The sequence below is a fragment of the Curvibacter sp. APW13 genome, from assembly GCF_032337135.1.
Taxonomy (GTDB): domain Bacteria; phylum Pseudomonadota; class Gammaproteobacteria; order Burkholderiales; family Burkholderiaceae_C; genus Allorhodoferax.
Map to the genome: position 1 here is coordinate 949,873 of NZ_JAVXZZ010000002.1, position 19,567 is coordinate 969,439.

At 59.2% G+C, this 19,567-nt stretch carries 17 protein-coding genes; 2 read left to right on the plus strand and 15 right to left on the minus strand.

Annotated elements, in window-relative coordinates:
* Positions 1 to 33: 33 nt before the first annotated feature.
* From ispG to RQP54_RS12735, 8 genes are all read right to left on the minus strand, one after another.
* Positions 34 to 1,296 carry a flavodoxin-dependent (E)-4-hydroxy-3-methylbut-2-enyl-diphosphate synthase gene (ispG, locus tag RQP54_RS12700; RefSeq protein WP_315678696.1) on the minus strand — a complete coding sequence of 421 codons (1,263 nt, stop codon included), beginning with the start codon at positions 1,294 to 1,296 and terminating at the stop codon, positions 34 to 36.
* Positions 1,296 to 2,270, minus strand: coding sequence for a RodZ domain-containing protein (locus RQP54_RS12705; RefSeq protein ID WP_315678833.1), 975 nt, complete (start codon positions 2,268 to 2,270; stop codon positions 1,296 to 1,298). Before RQP54_RS12705 ends, ispG begins: the two co-directional genes overlap by 1 nt.
* Positions 2,263 to 3,099, minus strand: a complete 837-nt coding sequence (gene pilW / locus RQP54_RS12710) for a type IV pilus biogenesis/stability protein PilW (RefSeq protein WP_315678697.1) — start codon at positions 3,097 to 3,099, stop codon at positions 2,263 to 2,265. The genes RQP54_RS12705 and pilW overlap by 8 nt, the downstream gene beginning before the upstream one ends.
* Before the next feature lie 2 nt (positions 3,100 to 3,101).
* Complete coding sequence (gene rlmN / locus RQP54_RS12715) at positions 3,102 to 4,244, minus strand: 23S rRNA (adenine(2503)-C(2))-methyltransferase RlmN (protein ID WP_315678698.1); 1,143 nt, start codon at positions 4,242 to 4,244, stop codon at positions 3,102 to 3,104.
* A gap of 7 nt (positions 4,245 to 4,251) precedes the next feature.
* Positions 4,252 to 4,677 (minus strand): nucleoside-diphosphate kinase, encoded by a 426-nt coding sequence (gene ndk / locus RQP54_RS12720; protein WP_315678699.1) that lies wholly within the window; start codon positions 4,675 to 4,677, stop codon positions 4,252 to 4,254.
* 82 nt (positions 4,678 to 4,759) lie between these two features.
* Positions 4,760 to 5,980 carry a 23S rRNA pseudouridine(2605) synthase RluB gene (gene rluB / locus RQP54_RS12725; protein ID WP_315678700.1) on the minus strand — a complete coding sequence of 407 codons (1,221 nt, stop codon included), beginning with the start codon at positions 5,978 to 5,980 and terminating at the stop codon, positions 4,760 to 4,762.
* A 21-nt stretch (positions 5,981 to 6,001) separates the two neighbouring features.
* Positions 6,002 to 6,691: an SMC-Scp complex subunit ScpB gene (scpB, locus tag RQP54_RS12730; protein WP_315678701.1), complete on the minus strand. Its 690-nt coding sequence runs from the start codon at positions 6,689 to 6,691 to the stop codon at positions 6,002 to 6,004.
* 107 nt (positions 6,692 to 6,798) lie between these two features.
* Positions 6,799 to 7,728, minus strand: a complete 930-nt coding sequence (locus tag RQP54_RS12735; RefSeq protein ID WP_315678702.1) for an RluA family pseudouridine synthase — start codon at positions 7,726 to 7,728, stop codon at positions 6,799 to 6,801.
* Between the two features lie 107 nt (positions 7,729 to 7,835).
* Between RQP54_RS12735 and RQP54_RS12740 the strand changes: the two genes are divergently transcribed.
* Positions 7,836 to 8,642: an outer membrane protein assembly factor BamD gene (locus tag RQP54_RS12740; protein ID WP_315678703.1), complete on the plus strand. Its 807-nt coding sequence runs from the start codon at positions 7,836 to 7,838 to the stop codon at positions 8,640 to 8,642.
* 7 nt (positions 8,643 to 8,649) lie between these two features.
* On the opposite strand, the gene RQP54_RS12745 is transcribed toward RQP54_RS12740, so the two are convergent.
* Positions 8,650 to 8,865, minus strand: a complete 216-nt coding sequence (locus tag RQP54_RS12745; RefSeq protein ID WP_315678704.1) for a YdcH family protein — start codon at positions 8,863 to 8,865, stop codon at positions 8,650 to 8,652.
* Between the two features lie 78 nt (positions 8,866 to 8,943).
* Here RQP54_RS12745 and RQP54_RS12750 point away from each other — a divergent pair, with 78 nt between their 5' ends.
* Complete coding sequence (locus RQP54_RS12750; protein ID WP_315678705.1) at positions 8,944 to 9,705, plus strand: PP2C family protein-serine/threonine phosphatase; 762 nt, start codon at positions 8,944 to 8,946, stop codon at positions 9,703 to 9,705.
* A 67-nt stretch (positions 9,706 to 9,772) separates the two neighbouring features.
* Here the strand turns inward: RQP54_RS12750 and zapE are convergent, their stop codons facing one another.
* The 6 genes from zapE to RQP54_RS12780 form a co-directional block, all read right to left on the minus strand.
* Positions 9,773 to 10,873, minus strand: a complete 1,101-nt coding sequence (gene zapE, locus RQP54_RS12755; protein ID WP_315678706.1) for a cell division protein ZapE — start codon at positions 10,871 to 10,873, stop codon at positions 9,773 to 9,775.
* Between the two features lie 74 nt (positions 10,874 to 10,947).
* Positions 10,948 to 12,375: a dihydrolipoyl dehydrogenase gene (gene lpdA, locus RQP54_RS12760; protein ID WP_315678707.1), complete on the minus strand. Its 1,428-nt coding sequence runs from the start codon at positions 12,373 to 12,375 to the stop codon at positions 10,948 to 10,950.
* A 58-nt stretch (positions 12,376 to 12,433) separates the two neighbouring features.
* Complete coding sequence (gene odhB, locus RQP54_RS12765) at positions 12,434 to 13,702, minus strand: 2-oxoglutarate dehydrogenase complex dihydrolipoyllysine-residue succinyltransferase (protein WP_315678708.1); 1,269 nt, start codon at positions 13,700 to 13,702, stop codon at positions 12,434 to 12,436.
* A 42-nt stretch (positions 13,703 to 13,744) separates the two neighbouring features.
* Complete coding sequence (locus RQP54_RS12770; protein WP_315678709.1) at positions 13,745 to 16,618, minus strand: 2-oxoglutarate dehydrogenase E1 component; 2,874 nt, start codon at positions 16,616 to 16,618, stop codon at positions 13,745 to 13,747.
* 208 nt (positions 16,619 to 16,826) lie between these two features.
* A complete protein-coding gene (locus tag RQP54_RS12775) occupies positions 16,827 to 18,728 on the minus strand; it encodes a propionate--CoA ligase (RefSeq protein WP_315678711.1) in 1,902 nt (633 codons plus the stop codon).
* A gap of 111 nt (positions 18,729 to 18,839) precedes the next feature.
* Complete coding sequence (locus tag RQP54_RS12780; protein WP_315678712.1) at positions 18,840 to 19,451, minus strand: isochorismatase family protein; 612 nt, start codon at positions 19,449 to 19,451, stop codon at positions 18,840 to 18,842.
* Positions 19,452 to 19,567 lie beyond the last annotated feature (116 nt).

The window sequence follows — 19,567 nt, forward strand, 5'->3', positions numbered from 1 at the left end:
TTCACTCATAAATTGGGGGAATGCGGGCGATGCTCAGCGAGCAAACCGCTGTTGTACGTAGGCCTCGACAATAGCCTGAAACTCAGCCGCAATGTTGTCTCCACGCAGTGTCTGGCGCTTCTCACCGTCAATGTATACCGGCGCTGCAGGGGCCTCCCCGGTACCTGGCAAACTGATACCTATATCGGCGTGCTTGCTCTCACCTGGGCCATTCACAATGCACCCCATCACAGCGACCTTCATTCGCTCCACTCCGGGGTACTTGGCCGACCAAATCGGCATTTGGGAACGCAAGTAGCTGTCGATCTGCTGGGTCAACTCTTGGAAGGTGGTGCTGGTGGTGCGCCCACAGCCAGGGCATGCCGTCACGCTCGGAGCAAATGCGCGCAAACCCAGGGACTGCAGAATTTCCGAAGCCACGAGGACTTCCTGGGTACGGGGCTCACCCGGAGCCGGCGTGAGGGATACGCGGATGGTGTCACCAATGCCTTCCTGGAGGAGTACCGACAGGGCTGCGGTAGACGCCACGATTCCTTTGGTACCCATGCCCGCTTCCGTGAGCCCAAGATGCAGGCAGTAGTCGCTGCGCGCCCCCAGATCCCGGTACACCGCAATCAAGTCCTGCACGCCGCTCACCTTGCAAGACAGGCTGATCTGGTGGCGAGATAAGCCAATCTCCACTGCTCGCGCCGCAGAATCCAGCGCCGAGGCAATCAGCGCTTCTCGCATCAAACGTTTGGCACTCCAGGGCTCGGATCTCAATGCATTTTCATCCATCATGGACGCAAGCAGTTCCTGGTCCAGACTGCCCCAATTGACCCCGATGCGGATTGCCTTGTCGTACTTCGCGGCGATTTCCACCATCGTCGCAAACTGTCGATCCCGCTTTTCGCCTTTGCCCACGTTCCCTGGATTGATGCGGTATTTGCCCAGTGCCTGTGCACACTCGGGATAGTCGCTCAGCAATCGATGCCCATTGAAGTGGAAATCGCCAATCAACGGAACATGGATCCCCATGCGATCCAACTGCTCACGAATCTGTGGGACTGCGCGTGCTGCCTCCTCGGTATTGACCGTAAGCCGGACCATCTCTGAACCTGCCAACGCCAATTCCTTGACCTGAATTGCGGTCTCGATGACCTGCGCAGTATCAGTATTTGTCATCGACTGCACGCGCACGGGGGCATCGCCACCCACGGTGACCACATGATCGCCACACCGCACAACCGATTGCAGGGATTTCCGACGCGCGACTGCGCCAGGCTCGGCAACCGTTGATTCCGAACGACTCTGCATTACTTGACCTCGAACCTCGCAACGTTTTCACGCACAAAGGGAGTGAAGTTGAATGGTTTCCCCCGCACCTCGACTTCAACGGCATCGGCGCGCCCCAGCACCACGGTCAGCGGCAACACACCCGCGCACTCCACTTTCTCGCCGGCGGCAACATTGCGACGCAGGCGCACGTCGCCTCGGGCATCCACCACCTCCACCCAGACAGATTGCTGCTTCGCCTTAAAACTCATTACACGCTCAGTACCCGATGGCGCCGCAGAAGTCGCGGTCGCCACTGCAGCCGGTGACGCAGCCCCCTCTTTGACCACAGGTGCCGTTGACGGCAGCACCGGAACGGACTGGGCTGCCGCAGTGACCACCACAGGCGCCGCGGAAGTTGCAGGCGTCGCCGGCTCAGCTTTGGCAGGTTCCAGCGCAGAGGGAATCACCATGGGCGCTGTGACCTGTGGTGCCAAGGGCGGAGGTGAGACTGGCTCTTCTGAGGCAACCGGTTGTGTCGGGGAGGCAGGCACCTCACGCCCTTCCCACCAGCCCATACCAAGCATTGCAATCGCCCCGGCACCCAAGGCCAATACGAGCAGTGCCCACGGCTGTTTCAGCATGTCCGCCGGCGAGAGCGACGCGGAATGTGACCCAGACGCAAAAGGCGCATTGATGCCGTTGTCGTCCACATGAAGCTCCTTGACTGCGCTCTGCGGCAAGGCTTCCATGATGGGTTTCGAATCTATCTTCAAGGCACGGCAAACACTCGAAGCCAATGCACGCACGAAAACGATGTCATGCGTCGCCTGGAGTTGATCCGCTTCTAGCGCCTCAAGCTTCTTAACCGGAATCTTGATAGCCACAGCCAAGGCCGCAACATGGAGGCCGGCTCGCTCGCGCGCAGCGCGCAGCAACGCGCCTGGCGTATCTGGACTCGGGCTGTGCAGGACCGATCCCAGTTCCTCGGAGTTTTCCCGCAATGCGTCACTCATTGAATGCACCCCGATCAAACCAAGTCAGCTCTCGGGAATCTGGAAATCGCTTGCGTAGCTGTACTCCCAGTTGTCCCATGATGTCGGTATTCCCCATGCGCTGCTCCACCTTGATACCCAGCCACAAAGACTCTGAATTGGCTAACGCACTATTGTTCAGACGTCGTATATAGAACTGCGCTCGCGTGTAGTCGCCACGTTCAAACAGCAACTTGGAAAGGTTGTACCCCGTAACGGGATTGCCTGGGTCCAATTCATAGGAGCGCATGAAATTTGCTTCAGCAGATTCGCGACGCCCAAGTGCCAACTCACACCCTGCCATGGCCATATACGACTTCGATCGATCGGCGTACACGGGATTGGCCACCGCGGCCTTGAAAAGCGCAATACCTTCATTGCCGCGGCCTTGCTGACATAGAAACAGGCCATAGTTGTGCTGCACCGCTGCCGCCGAACTGTTCAGCGCCAGAGCTTTTCGAAAACTCTCTTCCGCCAATGCCGGGCTGTTCAGTCGCTGATATACAAGACCGCGCAGGTTGTACGCGTCGAAATAGGTGGGATCAATGGCGATTGCCTGCTTGACTTCATCCAACGCAACGGTCACCTGACCATTGGAAAAGTAACCGGTCGCCAACTCCAGGCGAATGCGGGCTCGTCTGCGGCTGTCCGGCTCGTCAGACACTGTCACCACATCCTGCCCAGCTGAAGCCCCACTACCCGATGCAGGCGCACTGGAACAACCTGCGAGCACCAACATTGACGATGCCAACACCCCTAGGATGCCCCACCCAGTTATACGCCTCACCCATCTATCCATGCCCATGGTCATCCTCAATGTTCTTGAACCTTGGTCAGCGGTATTACCACTCGCGATTGGTCCCGCATTTTCTCCATGCGCTGCTTGGCATCGGTACGGTCCATGACATCTCCAGCCAACTGTCCACACGCAGCATCAATGTCGTCACCCCGCGTCTTTCGCACGGTAGTCACCAAACCGGCAGCGTTCAGCAGCGCCGAAAACCTTAGCACCGATTCCTGTGGTGAGCGTGTCAGTCCAGAAGCAGGAAACGGATTGAAAGGAATCAGGTTGAATTTGCACCAATGAGTCCCGCGACCTTCCGATGTTACAAGCCTGATCAACTCTTGGGCATGTTCAGGACTGTCATTGACGCCATCCAGCATGCAGTATTCAAAAGTCACGAAGTCACGGGGAGCGCTCGATAGATATCGGTGGCTCGCATCCATCAACTCTCGCAATGGGTACTTGCGGTTCAGCGGAACCAGATGGTCGCGCAGGCTGTCATTGGGAGCATGCAAGGAGACCGCCAGAGCGACTGGGCAATCCTGCGCCAGCCGATCAATCATCGGCACGACACCTGAAGTCGAGACAGTCACGCGACGGCGTGAAAGGCCGTAGGCGTGATCATCGAGCATGGTGCGAAGTGCGGGTACCAGTGCTCCATAGTTCTGCAACGGCTCCCCCATGCCCATCATGACCACATTGGAGATGACGCGCTCTTCCGTACCAAGGTGCTTGCGCAGGAAGTGCTCTGCAAACCAGAGTTGGGCAATGATTTCAGCGGAGGTGAGGTTACGACTGAAGCCCTGATGGCCGGTAGAGCAGAATCGACAACCAACGGCGCACCCTGCCTGGGACGATACGCACAGCGTACCGCGATCAGATTCAGGAATAAAGACGGACTCGACAGCATTGCCTCCGCCAACATCGAACAGCCACTTGATGGTCCCATCGCGGGATGCATGCTGGCTGATCACGGGCAAGGATGCAACAACGCAACGCCCCTTGATCTTTTCGCGCAGGGACTTTGCCAGATCTGTCATGGCATCAAAATCGGACACACCCTTCTGGTGAATCCAGCGATACAGCTGGGTGGCCCGAAAGCGCTTTTCACCCAGCCGCTCGCAGAAGACGGCCAACCCCTCCAGATCGAATTCGAGCAGGTTAGTCGTCATTGCATGATTAACGCGAATAGACGTTCATGCCGGGGAAGAAGAAAGCCACTTCGACCGCAGCAGTTTCGGCAGCGTCAGAGCCGTGAACGGCGTTGGCGTCGATGCTGTCGGCAAAGTCAGCACGAATGGTGCCGGCAGCGGCCTTCTTCGGATCCGTCGCACCCATCAGGTCACGATTCTTAAGGATTGCATTTTCACCTTCCAGAGCCTGAACCATGACGGGGCCGGAAATCATGAAATCCACCAGATCCTTGAAGAAAGGACGCTCTTTGTGAACAGCATAAAACGCCTCGGCTTCGCCACGCGAGAGGTGCATCATGCGGGCGGCAACCACCTTCAGACCAGCCGCCTCAAAACGGGCATAGATTTGACCAATGACGTTCTTGGCGACAGCGTCAGGCTTGATGATGGAAAGAGTGCGTTCGATGGCCATGGTGTATTCCTATAAAACCGAAAAAGCAAAAATGCACACAGGTGTATGCAAAGCCACGCATTCTAGCATCGGGGGAGAACTATTAGCGCCCTCGCCCATTGCGCCGCCCACCTGCATTGGCCCCTCGTCGACCCTTATCCTGACGCTGACGCGTCAAGCTGTCCGTTCCGATGTAACCTAAAGACGTCCGCATGGGGTCAGGTTGGGCGACGGTGCCGCGCTGCGAAGCTGCAGCGCCGCGTCCGCCACTCTTTCGGGAAGCCCCGCCATTGCGCCCCCGGCGGGCATCGCCAGTACCGGGCACTGGTTTGCTCGACGGTGTCGAAGTCCGCGTTCCCGGCGCATCAGCCGCATGCGTCAGTGCCCGAATATCACGCTCATCCAGTTCCATCCAGGCACCACGGGAAAGGCCACGCGGCAATACCATGGCACCATAGCGTATGCGAATCAGGCGGCTGACAGCATGCCCTACCGCCTCCATCATGCGCCGTACTTCGCGATTGCGCCCCTCCGCAATGACGACGCGATACCAGCAATTCGCACCTTCACCACCACCGTCTTCAATGGATTTGAACTGGGCTACACCATCATCGAGCTGCACGCCTTCCAATAGCTTCTGACGCTCATCGCCAGACAATGCACCCAGAATGCGAACCGCATACTCACGCTCCAAGCCAAAGCGAGGATGCATGAGCTTGTTGGCCAATTCGCCAGACGTGGTAAACAGAAGCAGCCCTTCTGTATTGAGATCCAAGCGCCCTACCGCCTGCCACTTCCCCTGATGCACCTTGGGAAGTCGACGAAACACCGTAGGCCGGTTTTGCGGATCGTCATGGGTCACGACCTCGCCCACAGGCTTGTGATAAGCGAGCACCCGTGCCGGAGGCGGTGCAATGCGCACCTTGATCGGCTTGCCGTTGACCTTGATGCTGTCGCCGAACTGGATCCGCTGGCCAATATGGGCTGGCTCGTTGTTCACGGAAATGCGGCCTTCGAGTATCAACTGCTCCATCTCCAGCCGCGACCCCAAGCCTGCCTGAGCCAAGACCTTGTGCAATTTAGGTGACTCGACTTGCGGCGCCAGAACGCGCTTCGCGTTCTCCTGGACGCCAGCCCCCCCATCCGCATCAAACTGACCGGAAACCACATCATCAAACACTGAACGGACGGGCACGGACCCAGCATCAGCGACAACACCCTCTAGAACGTCGTGCAAGTCGGATTTGCCAGAACCATCCTCAGCCTGCTGTGGGGTAGGAGTGCCGTCAGCGGGAACACCCGCACTTTGGATGTCATTTGCCATGTATTCAGTACCTTTGCGAACTCAGTGGGGCTCGAATTGCCCGTTGGTCGGAATCGATTGCTGCGCGGCCGTATCCTCCAGCGCAATCTCTAGCTGCCCTTCCCCCGTTGCTGTCTCAACTGGATCGGAAGAGGGAGCTCCTTCGGCGATAGCAAACGCTTGCGCCAATGCCAGAGATTCCATGTCCGGAACCTGCTGCACGGGGTTTTCCAGCAATGGAAGCTCATCCAACGAGGCCAACCCTAAATCATCAAGGAATTGCTTGGTCGTCGCATACAGGGCGGGACGACCCGGGGCATCCCGGTGCCCAATCACCTCTACCCACCCACGATCCTCCAACTGCTTGAGCAACAAGGAACTAATGGTAACGCCCCGGATGTCTTCCATGTCACCACGGGTGACCGGTTGTCGGTAGGCAATGATTGCCAAGGTTTCCAATGTGGCTCGCGTATACCGCGGTGGTTTTTCTGGATTCAACCGATCCAGATACATGCGCATTTCCGGACGGCTTTGAAATCGCCAACCTGACGCTACACATACGAGCTCAACCCCCCGTGGAATCCATTCCTGCTGCAGCTGCTGCAACAGTTCCCGTACCGTGTCGGCACCAACCTCATCGGCAAACAGGGTGCGCAGATCCCGCAACGGCAAAGGCTGCTGTGCACAGATCAATGCAGTCTCCAGAACCTGCTTGGCGTAAGACAAATTCATAAGCGTGGAATAGCGGCACCCGGATAGGACCGAGGCAATAACGCAGGCGCACCGCGCACTGCGGAGGGCTCACCGACCCAGCAGGGTCTTCGTCGAACCACCCTGACTCAGGGCAGCGATAGTCCATTGTATCGCAGGCCTACCGATTCCATCTCCGCGGAGAAATCCTGTGGAATAGGGGCAAAAAACTCCATCCACTGTCCAGTCCGGGGGTGGTTGAAGGCAAGTCGAACCGCGTGCAAGGCCTGACGCCTAATCACAGAACCGGCAGGACCGCCGTAGACGGCATCGGACAACAAGGGCCAGCCCTTGTACGCCATATGCACCCGAATCTGATGCGTGCGCCCGGTGTGCAGCTTGCATTGGACCAACATCGCCAAGGAGGTTTGGTCCAGACAGGTCAGGTCCGTTCTGGCTGGCTTGCCTGACTGAAGACGTAAATCCACAACAGCCATGCGCAAGCGATTGGCCGTATCACGCCCAATAGCGGCTTCAACACTGCATGAGGTACTTGTCCCTTTCCAGGGCCCCCGCGCAAGAGCCAGATAGATACGGCTAACCTCCCGGGCAGCGATGGCAGCTACCAATCGGTCCATTGAGGCACGATTCTTGGCCACAACCATCAATCCGCTGGTGTCCTTGTCCAAACGGTGCACGATACCCGACCGCGGAACCTCGCTGAAACAACTCGCCCGCGCCAGTAATCCATTGAGCAAAGTGCCGGTCCAATTGCCGGCTGCTGGGTGCACGACCAACCCGGCCGGTTTGTTGATCACGCACAAATCTGCATCTTCGTAGACCACGTCGAGGTCCATCGCCTGCGGTATGAATGCCTGGCTCTGCTCCGTTGGCCGCAGCTCTATGGAAACCACATCCCCGATATGAAGCTTCTGGGAAGGTTTGCGCACCACAACCTGCCCGACGCGAAATGCCCCGCCATCAATTAACTGCTGCAGATAGCTGCGCGAAAACCCAGAAATCGCACCGGTCAGCCATTTGTCGGCACGCACGCCGTTGCCGTCGATGCCGACCTCCAAGGAGCGTATCTCGACCTCCTGCTGACTTGGATCACCCTCGCCAAGCTCTAGGGCTTCAAGCCCCGCCGATATAATCAAATTGCTATCTACCAAGGAATGCTTTCACGATGCTGCGTGCGAAATTATCGATTGTCCCGGTCACCATTGTGGCCCTCGCCATCGTGACATTGTCGGGCTGTTCGTCCACCCCCGTGGACCGGACGGCAGGCATGAGTCCCAATGCCATCTACTCCGAAGCCAAGGAAGAAATGGGCAACTCCCAATGGGACAAGGCGATTCCACTGCTTGAAAAACTTGAAGCCCGCGCCGCAGGCACTCCATTGGCACAACAAGCCCAGCTGGACAAGGCCTATGCCCACTACAAGGCACAGGAGCCCGCGCAGGCCCTTGCCACCATTGAGCGTTTCACGCGCCTCCATCCCGCCAGCCCGGCAATGGATTACGCGCTGTATCTAAAGGCGATCATCAATTTCAATGACGATCTTGGTCTGTTCTCCGGCATCACGCGCCAAGACCTTTCCGAACGCGACCAGAAAGCGGCCAAGGAGTCGTTCGAAGCCTTCAAGGAACTCACCGTCCGTTTTCCTGATTCGAAGTACAGCCCCGATGCCCGCCAACGCATGGCATACATCGTGAATTCACTGGCCCAGTACGAAGTCCATGTGGCGCGTTACTACTACAAGCGAGGCGCCTACCTGGCCGCAGTCAACCGTGCCCAAGCCACCGTGGCCGAATACCGGGATGTACCTGCACTGGAAGAAGCCCTCTACATCATCTACAAATCGTACGATGCGATGGGATTGACCCAGTTGCGCGACGATGCCCGCAGGGTACTCGAGCAGAGCTACCCGCAATCGGAGTTCCTCACCAAGGGGGCCCGCAGCAAGGCAGACCCTTGGTGGAAAGTCTGGTAAGCGGCCCTTAAGCGAGATCGTCCGGAATCAGCGCGCTTTCCAGGCGGGTCATCTTGTCACGCAAAGCCAAGCGCTTTTTCTTGAGGCGGCGCAAGACGAGCTCGTCCAAGGGCGCAGCATGTGCCGCTGCATCAATCATGGCATTGAGGTCGCCGTGCTCCTGACGCAAGGCGATCAATTCCCGCTGCGGCCAATCCAGCAGTATTTCTTCTGTAGTAAACAATCGTTAATCTCGTCGATACGACGCGGACAGGCGCCAGTGTTGGCCACATAATACGCCCAGCAACAACTGATTCCTAGCATGGCAACAGGTTACCGATTAACGGCGTCCACAGGCATCCACAAAGGGGACCGGGAATACCAACAAGACCAGGTCGCTCTGATCAAGCATCCCCGTACCAATGGCTGCATATTGGGCATCGTGGCCGATGGAATGGGCGGGCGCAGTGGGGGGCGCAAGGCGTCCGACCAGGTCATGATGACTGCCAAGCAGTTGTTCGAACGCTATGACCCGAACACCGACGATGCTGGATCCATGCTGCAGCAGATCGTGGACGAGGCCCATATCGTGATCAAGCTCACTGCGATCTCTGCAGAAGAAGAGCCGCACAGCACCATGGCTGCGTTTGTCATCAATCCGGGGGGCGACTGCCATTGGGCCCACACCGGGGACTCCCGCATCTACCACTTCTTTGGCAACCGCTTCGTCAAACGTACCATGGACCATTCCTATGTGCAGACACTGGTAGACAAAGGCGAGCTAACCGAAGAGCAGGCACAGTCACATCCCAAGTCGAACATCCTCATGGGGTGTCTGGGTACCGATACGGAGCCTCCTGTGGGAGAACACCTAATCCCCAAGCTGCGTCCGGGTGATGTCATCATGGCCTGCAGTGACGGCGTGTGGCACTATTTCACCACCGACGAGCTGGGCTCGATCCTGGCCTCGCTGTCGGCCCGGGAAGCAAGCGAGTTCCTCATAGAGAAAGCCCGATCACGTGCTCGCGGCGGCGGCGACAACCTCTCCCTGGTGATTGTCAAGCTCGAAAACTTGGACAGCTAACCTCTGCGTCCAACGGGCGAGCGCTTGATTACGCACCGGTACATCAAGCGGCGAGCTTCCCTCGCGCTTACGCCAGTCCGGTATCTACCAAGCGATGCTCCAGCGCCAGAAATTCCTTGGATTGCATTTCCCGCAATCGCGATACAGTTCGGGGAAACTCATGGGCCATGGGGCCTTCGGTGTAAAGGTCTTCAGGCTCCACCTCAGCGGACATCACCAATTTGACGCGGCGATCGTAGAGCACGTCCACAAGCCATGTGAAGCGCCGCGCCTCCGAGGCCATGCGCACCGGCATGTGCGGTACACCACTCAGGAACACGGTATGGAACTGAGAAGCGATTTCCAGGTAGTCGTTCTGTGACCGCGGACCACCACAGAGGGTCTTGAAATCGAACCATACCTGCCCCCCGGCGCGGCGCAGCGCACGAATCTGGCGCGCCTCGATATGCAGCGTGGGGTCTTCATCGTGTGACTCCGCCAAGGCATCGAAGGAGGACTTCATGGCGGCATCCGCGGTCGGCCCCAGGGGGCTGTGGTAGAGCGCCACCTTCTCGAGCGTGCGCCTGCGGTAGTCGGTTCCATTGTCGACATTGATCACTTCCAGCTTGTCATTGAGCAGGTCAATGGCAGGAAGGATGCGGTCACGGTGCAGACCATCCGGGTACAGTCCATCGGGCTTGAAATTGGAAGTGGTCACGAAGCCCACACCATTGGCAAACAGGGCCGCCAGCAAACGGTGCAGGATCATCGCATCGGTAATGTCGGCAACATGGAACTCGTCGAAGCAGATGAGCTTGAAGCGCTTGGCAATCCGCTGTGCAAGCACATCGAGAGGGTTCTGCGTCCCTTGCAGATCCACCATCTGCCGATGCACTTCGCGCATGAACTCGTGAAAGTGCAAGCGGGTCTTGCGGTTGAGTGGAACAGCCTGGAAAAAGCAATCCATCAGGAAACTCTTGCCCCGCCCTACTCCCCCGTACATGTAGACGCCACGCGGGATGTCGGGCCGGTTGATGAGCTTCTTGAAGGCGTTGGAGCGCTGCTCCTTGTACTGTGCCCATTCCTGCGCGCAGCGGTCCAGTGCAGCAACCGCGGCCCGTTGGGCCGGATCCGACTGGAACCCCCGGGCCTCTAGCTCAACCTCGTATACCTGCGTGACAGTTGCCATACGTTCAATTGCTACCGAATTTATAGCTACCTACGCAAATATTACGAGGGCTGGAGCCCAAATTAACGCCCAAGTCAGAAGTTCAGCGTGCGCTTGTCAACTGCCAGCGCGGCTTCCTTGGTCGCTTCGCTCAAGGAGGGATGCGCATGGCAGATGCGCGCGATGTCTTCGCTGCTGGCGCGAAATTCCATCGCCACCACCGCTTCGGAGATCAGCTCGCTGGCCATGGGGCCGACGATGTGCACGCCCAGGATCTCGTCGGTCTTGGCATCCGCCAGGAACTTGACGAAACCGGTGGTGTCACCCAAGGCACGGGCACGGCCATTGGCCAGGAACGGGAAGGAACCTGCCTTGTAGGCCACACCATCGGCCTTGAGCTGCTGCTCGGTGCGGCCCACCCAGGCGATTTCGGGGCTGGTGTAGATGACCCAGGGAATGGTGTTGAAGTTCACGTGTCCGTGCTGGCCCGCAATGCGCTCCGCCACCGCCACGCCCTCTTCCTCGGCCTTGTGCGCCAGCATGGGGCCTCGCACCACGTCACCCACGGCCCAGACACCGGGCAGGTTGGTCTTGCAGTCCGCATCGACGACGATGGCGCCACGCTCGTCGAGCTGCAGGCCCACGCCTTCGGCGTTCAGGCCGGTGGTGTTCGGCACACGACCAATGGACACGATGAGCTTGTCCACATCGAGCGTCTGCGCTTCACCCTTGGCATTGTTGTAGGCAATGGAAACGCCCTTCTTGCCGGACTTGATTTCGCCGACTTTCACGCCTAGTTCGATCTTCAGGCCTTGCTTGGTGAATGCCTTATGGGCCTCTTTGGCGACCTGCTCGTCCACGGCCCCCAGGAAGGTCGGCAGCCCTTCCAAAATGGTCACTTCGGACCCCAGGCGACGCCACACCGACCCCATTTCCAGACCGATCACGCCAGAGCCGATCAGGCCCAACTTCTTGGGCACGGCGCCGATGCGCAGGGCGCCGTCATTGGAAAGGATGTTCTCCTCGTCGAACGGAGTACCTGGCAGCGCGCGGGCGTTGGAGCCAGTGGCCACGATGATCTGCTTGCCCGAGATGACTTCTTCCGCGGCACCCGCCACCTTGATCTCGTACCCCCCCTCCACGGCCTTCACGAAGGAGCCGCGGCCATGGAAGAAACTGACCTTGTTCTTCTTGAACAGGTACAGGATGCCGTCGTTGTTCTGCTTCACCACGGTGTCCTTGCGGGCCACCATCTTGGCCACATCCATCTTCACGCCCGTGGCGGTGATGCCGTGGTCGGCGAAATGCTTGTTGGCGTGCTCGAAATGCTCGGACGACTGCAACAGCGCCTTGGACGGAATGCAACCGACGTTGGTGCAGGTACCGCCAGGTGCCGGGCCGCCCTTGTCGTTTTTCCACTCGTCGATACAGGCCACGTTGAAGCCCAGCTGGGCTGCGCGAATGGCGGCAATATAGCCACCGGGGCCACCGCCGATGACGATCACATCGAATTGTTTGCTCATTTTCAAATCTCGCAAAAAAACGATGCCCCCGAAAAGGAGGCATCGCAGGTTCCATCAATTACAGGTCGAACAGCAGGCGCGACGGATCTTCCAGCGCTTCCTTCATGGCCACCAGGCCCAGCACGGCTTCGCGGCCGTCGATGATGCGGTGGTCGTAGGACATGGCGAGGTAGTTGATGGGACGCACCACCACCTGCCCGTTTTCCACCACGGCACGGTCTTTGGTCGCGTGCACGCCCAGGATCGCGCTCTGGGGCGGGTTGATGATGGGTGTCGACAGCATGGAGCCGAAGGTGCCACCGTTGGAGATGGAGAAGGTGCCGCCGGTCATCTCTTCAATGCCCAGCTTGCCCTCCTGGGCCTTCTTGCCGAATTCGGCGATCTTCTTCTCGATGTCTGCAAAGCTCATCTGGTCGGCATTGCGCAGGATGGGCACCACCAGACCCCGTGGAGAGCCGACGGCGATACCGATGTCGAAGTAGCCGTGGTAGACGATGTCGTTGCCATCCACCGACGCATTGAGCACCGGGAACTTCTTCAAGGCGTGCACCGCGGCCTTGACGAAGAAGCTCATGAAGCCGAGCTTGCAGCCGTGGGTCTTTTCGAACTTCTCTTGGTGGGTCTTGCGCAACGCCATCACCGGGGCCATGTTCACTTCGTTGAACGTGGTCAGGATGGCGTTGGTGGCCTGCGATTGCAGCAGACGCTCAGCTACGCGTGCGCGCAGACGGGTCATCGGAACACGCTGTTCGGGACGATCACCCAGGTACGGCTTGGGTGCCGACACTTGCGGCAGAGAACTGGTCGGAACCCCCGTGGGGATTGCGCTGGCAGCTACTGCTTTAGGAGCAGCAGGAGCAGCGGCGGCAGCCAGTACGTCACCCTTGGTGATGCGACCGTCCTTGCCGGTACCCGCCACGCTGGCCGCCGCCAGGCCATTGTCCGCCAGCAGCTTGGCCGCTGCAGGCATGGGGACGCCCGCCATGGACTGAGAGGCCGGGACAGCCGCCGCAACAGGTGCCGAAGCCGCGGGAGCGACAGCGGCCGGTGCAGCAGCGGGAGTAGCCGCAACAGCACCTGCCTTGCCTTCGGTGTCGATGCGTGCAATGAGCTGGCCCGCCACCACGGTCCCACCGTTGCCGACCACGAGTTCGGCGATGACGCCGGACGCGGGAGCCGGCACTTCCAGCACGACCTTGTCGGTTTCGAGTTCGATCAGGGTCTCGTCCACCGAAACCGCATCGCCCACTTTCTTCTTCCACTGCAACATGGTGGCTTCTGCCACGGACTCCGACAGTTGCGGGACGCTTACATCTACGATTGCCATATCAATTCTTTCCGTATGAGGTTCAACAGAGGGTCAGCTGGATTACTTGGTCAGGACAAAGCCCTTGAGCTTGCCGAAAGCACCATCAACGAGGGCTTTCTGCTGGTCCTGATGCAGGTGGGAATAGCCCACCGCTGGCGACGCCGATGCGGCACGCCCGGAGTAGCCCAGACGCTGACCGTCGAGCATGTTTTCGTGGATCTGATGCTGGATAAAGAACCAGGCACCCTGGTTCTGCGGTTCGTCCTGGCACCACACCACCTCTGTGGCATTCGGGTACTTCTTGATCTCAGTGGCAAATGCCTTGTGCGGGAACGGATAGAGCTGTTCCACGCGGATGATGGCGACGTCGTCCTGAACACGCTCCTGGCGCTTCTTGACCAGGTCGTAGTAGACCTTGCCGGAACACACGATCAGGCGCTTGACCTTGTCGGCCTTCAGGGCTGCCGATTCGGGAATCACGGTCTGGAAGCTGCCTTTGGTGAACTCGGACACCGGCGAGGTCGCATCCTTGTTGCGCAGCAGGCTCTTGGGTGTGAAGATGATCAGGGGCTTGCGCAGGTTACGCACCATCTGACGCCGCAGCAGGTGGAAGATCTGGCTGGCGGTGGTCGGCTGGCAGATCTGCATGTTGGCGTCGGCAGCCAACTGCATGAAGCGCTCGACGCGGGCCGACGAGTGCTCAGGACCCTGCCCTTCATAGCCGTGCGGCAGCATGAGGGTGATGCCATTGACACGGCCCCACTTCACTTCACCGGAAGCAATGAACTGGTCAATGACCACCTGGGCGCCGTTGGCAAAATCACCGAACTGGGCTTCCCAGATCACCAGGGTGTTGGGATCGTTGGAGGCGTAGCCATATTCGTAACCCAGAACAGCTTCCTCCGAGAGGATGGAGTCGATGACCACGAACTTGGCCTGATTCTCGGCCACGTTCTGCAGCGGCACGTAGGTGCCGGTATCCCACTTTTCGCGGTTCTGGTCATGGATCACGGCATGGCGGTGGGTAAAGGTACCGCGCCCGCAGTCTTCACCCGACAGTCGCACGGGATAACCGCTGGCCACCAGCGAGGCGAAGGCCATGTGTTCGCCCATGCCCCAATCGACGTTGATCTCGCCGCGGCCCATGGCCGCGCGGTCGTCCAACACTTTCTTGACGAGCGGGTGCGCCGTGACGGTATCGGGCAACTTCGTGATGCGTTCGGCCAAGCGCTTCCATTCGGCCAAGGGAATGGCGGTATCGCCCGCGTCGGTCCACTTCTTGCCCAGGAAGGGCGACCAGTCCACCGCATACTTGCTCTTGAAGTTGGTCAGTACCGGATCCACCGTGTGCTTGCCCGCATCCATTGCGGCGCGGTAGGCCTTGACCATTTCATCGCCCAGCTCGGCACCCAGCCCCTGGGCAGCCAACTTGTCCGCATAGAGTTTGCGCGTACCCGGATGCTGTGCAATCTTCTTGTACATCAGCGGTTGGGTCAGGGACGGAGTGTCCTGCTCGTTGTGCCCCAGCTTGCGGAAGCAGGTAATGTCCACCACCACGTCCTGGCGGAATTCCATGCGGTATTCCAGCGCCAGCTGGGTAGCCAGCACCACGGCTTCGGGATCGTCACCATTCACGTGCAACACCGGCGCTTCCACCATCTTGACGATGTCGGTGCAATACACGCTGGAGCGCATGTCGCGCGGATCGGAGGTCGTGAAGCCCACCTGGTTATTGATGATCAGGTGCACCGTACCACCAGTGGTGTAACCACGGGTCTGGGCCAAGCACAGGGTTTCCTGGTTGACGCCCTGGCCACCGAACGCGGAGTCGCCATGCACCAGCACCGGCAGCACCTGGCTGCCACGCGGGTCGTTGCGGCGATCCATACGCGCACGCACCGACCCCTCGACCACTGGGTTCACGATTTCCAGATGGGACGGGTTAAAGGCGAGCGACAGGTGCACCGGGCCTCCGGGCGTCGTCACGTCCGAACTGAAGCCCTGGTGGTATTTCACGTCACCGGCGGGCAGCTCTTCGGGTGCGGTGTGGTCGAACTCGGCAAACAGGTCAGCGGGCATTTTGCCCAGCGTATTGACCAGCACGTTCAGGCGGCCGCGGTGGGCCATGCCGATGACGATTTCCTGAACGCCGCGTTCGCCTGCGCACTGGATCAGCTCGTCCATGGCGGCGATGAAACTCTCGCCACCTTCGAGCGAGAAACGCTTCTGACCGACATACTTGGTATGCAGGTAGCGCTCCAGGCCTTCGGCAGCCGTCAGGCGATCCAGAATGTGGCGCTTCTTCTCGGCCGAGAAGCTGGGACGGCTGCGGATACTTTCGAGCTTCTGTTGCCACCAGCGCTTTTCGTTCTGGTCCGAGGTGTACATGTACTCCGCGCCCAGCGTGCCGCAATAGGTTTCACGCAAGGCATTGAGCAACTCGCGCAGGCTCATGGACTCCTTGCCGAAGAACGTGTTGCTGGTGTTGAACACCGTTTCCTGGTCGGCATCGTTGAAGCCGTAAAAGGATGGCTCCAGCTCGGGAATATTGGGGCGCTCCTGGCGCTTGAGGGGGTCCAGGTCCGCCCAGCGGTTACCCACGTTGCGGTAGGCAGCAATCAGCTGCTGCACCGCCGTGCGCTTGCGACCCATTTCAGAGTCTGCGCCCGTGGCCATGACGACCGTGCTGATGCCTTGCTTGGCACGTTCGGCAAACGCATTGATGACGGGCAGGTGGGGAACGTCCTTGGCGTCACTGCCGTCCACGGCGGGAACGTGCTGCAGCGCGTCAAAGTACTCGCGCCACGTATCGGGCACGCTGCCAGGATTGGCAAGGTAGTTTTCGTACATCTCTTCGACGTACGGGGCGTTCCCACCGAAAAGGTAGGTATTGCCCTGGTAGGCTTGATAAATCGACGCCTGGGAATCACTCATGAACCGCTGACCTCCGTCCCCCTTCAGGGAACTAAGTTTGGTTAAAAAACCTTCCGCGACACGGCTGAACCGATTGGCGGATGCGACTGTGGCTTGGGAAGGGCCTGATCAAGGCGCGGATTGTGCCACCGATCCGCGATGGGCGCACAAGGGTTTGCGCGAATAAGCGAATATTTCGCACCCAATTCGCGCACAACTGACACTGCGCTTACTTCGACGGTGCCATCAAGTCTTGAATCTGCTGCAGCGCTGCCGGATCGTCCATGGTACTCAGGTCACCGGTCACGCGCCCTTCGCAGATGGCCTGGATGGCACGGCGCAGCAGCTTGCCGCTGCGGGTCTTGGGCAACACATTGACAAACAAAACCCGCGCCGGGCGTGCCACCGCACCAAGGTCGGAGTCGACCTGCTTCATCACCTCGCCTTCGAGCTTGCGTCTGGCCTCGTCGTTACCAAGCACGCTGGCGTCCTTGACCACCGCAAACGCCATGGCCACCTGGCCCTTGAGCTGGTCGGCGACCCCCACCACCGCCACTTCGGCAATATTTGGATGGGCCGAGATGCTCTCTTCAATTTCTCGCGTACCCAGGCGATGCCCGGCGACGTTGATTACGTCGTCGGTTCGCCCCAGGATAAAGAAGTAGCCGTCCTCATCGCGGATACCCCAATCGAAGGTGCTGTAGACCAGCTTGCCGGGAACGCTCTTCCAATAGGTGTTGACGTATCGATCATCGTCTCGCCACACCGTCTGCAGGCAACCTGGGGGTAGCGGGCCTTCAATCGCCACCACGCCCTTCTGATTCGCGCCCGTCAACTCCTCGCCGGTCTGGTCGTCTAGCAGCTTGACGTTGTAGCCATACACCGCCTTGCCCGGCGAACCGAATTTGCTAGGGGCTTTTTCCACGCCGTTACAGATCGACAGGATCGGCCAACCCGTTTCTGTCTGCCAGTAGTTGTCGATGATGGGTTTACCCAACGACTCACTGATCCATTTCGCGGTGGGCTCGTCCAACGGCTCTCCCGCCAGGAACAGGCTGCGCAAGCTCGACAGATCGTACTTGGTGAGAAAGGCAGGATCCTGCTTCTTGAGCACCCGCACCGCGGTCGGTGCGCTGAACATCACTGTCACCTTGTACTTCTCGACCAGACTCCACCAGATGCCACCGTCAGGACGCGTAGGCAGGCCCTCGTACATGATGGTGGCCATGCCGGAAATGAGCGGGCCGTAGATGATGTAGCTGTGCCCGACCACCCAGCCGATGTCACTGGTGGAGAAATAGGTTTCACCCGCCTTACCGCCATAGATGTACTTCATGCTGGCTGCCAGGGCGACGGTATAGCCACCGGTATCGCGCTGCACGCCCTTGGGTTTTCCGGTGGTTCCGCTGGTGTAGAGGGTGTAACTCGGGTGGGTGGCATCGACCCACTCGCAAGGTACTTGCGCATTTAAGTGCTTCTCGCGCAAGGCGCGCCACAGGTGATCACGCCCGGCCTCCAGACTCATGGCCGCCAAACCACGATCCACCAGCAGCACCGCCTGCGGCTTGTGCCTGGACAGTCGGATGGCTTCGTCCAGCAGCGGCTTGTACTCAACCGCCTTGCCGCCGCGCGAGCCAGCGTCTGCACTGACAACCAGGCTGGGCTCCGCATCCTCGATGCGCGACGCCAGGGACCCCGACGCAAAGCCGCCAAACACCACGGAATGAATGGCACCAATGCGCACACAGGCGAGCATGGCAAATGCAGCCTCCGCCACCATGGGCATATAGATCAGTACCCGATCGCCCTTCTTGACTCCCAATTCGAGAAACGCGGCCGACATGCGCTGCACTTCTTGGTGCAACTCGGCGAAGCTGTACACCCTTTCAGTATTGGTTTCGGTGGAGACGGCAATGAGTGCAGCCTGACCCGCACGATCCTTCAGGTGGCGATCAACGGCGTTGTGGCAGAGGTTCGTCGTTCCCCCCACGAACCAACGTGCAAACGGCGGATTGCTGTAGTCGCAAATGGTCTGGGGCGGTGTCTTCCAGCCCACCAACTGCGCCTGCTCGGACCAAAACGCGTCGCGGTCGGCAATAGAACGCTGGTGAAAATCTGCATAGGCTGCCATGGGGTGTCTCCAATCAAGATGCCAAAAACTGCATTCATAATTATGAATAAGCAACTTGCGGCAAGCTGACTGTCCAGACACGAAGGCCCCTAGACATGGGGCCTAGCCAAGTCACTTGATCAGGGACTGAACCGCTTTGAAGTGTGGGTGTTCTGCCCCGCGCAGCCACTCAAACAACACCATCTCGGTCGTCACCAATTCCACTCCGGCACCGGCCAGGCGGTCGAAAGCGGCGTCGCGGTTGCGCTCAGAGCGGCTGGCACAGGCATCCACCACCACCCAGACATCCATCTCTTCCTCGAGCAGATCCAATGCTGTCTGCAGAAGACACACGTGCGCCTCGCAGCCGGCCAGAACAACCGTACCCCTCTGCGGGGCTTGCTGCACCGGCTTTTGAAGATGTTTGGGCAGACTGCGCGCATTACCATGTACGGGCTTTGCTGGCGGTTGCAACCATTCGGTGAGCCCCTCCTCCACGGCACTGAACATGAGCTTGGGGAACACGCGTGCGTAGTCGCCAAGCGCTTCACGCAGCTCGACAACGGTAGCCCCCAGTTTGGGCGCGTTCTGCTCGGTGACGATGACGGGCACCTTGAGCAAGCGTGCGGCCTGGGCCAAACGGCCCGCATTGGCCAGCACCAGTGGCGCCTCCAGCATGACGGGCATCAAGCGCTCCTGGTAATCCACCAGCACCAGCTGGGATTCATCGGTTTCAAGCAGCATCCACATTCTCCTGAGGGTGACTGCCAAGCATAGCCAAATTCCGCGCTCCGGATGGCAGGACGAAAAAACTAACTTTTCCCTGAAATTTCAAATAGTTACAAAGTGTTCCTCATGTA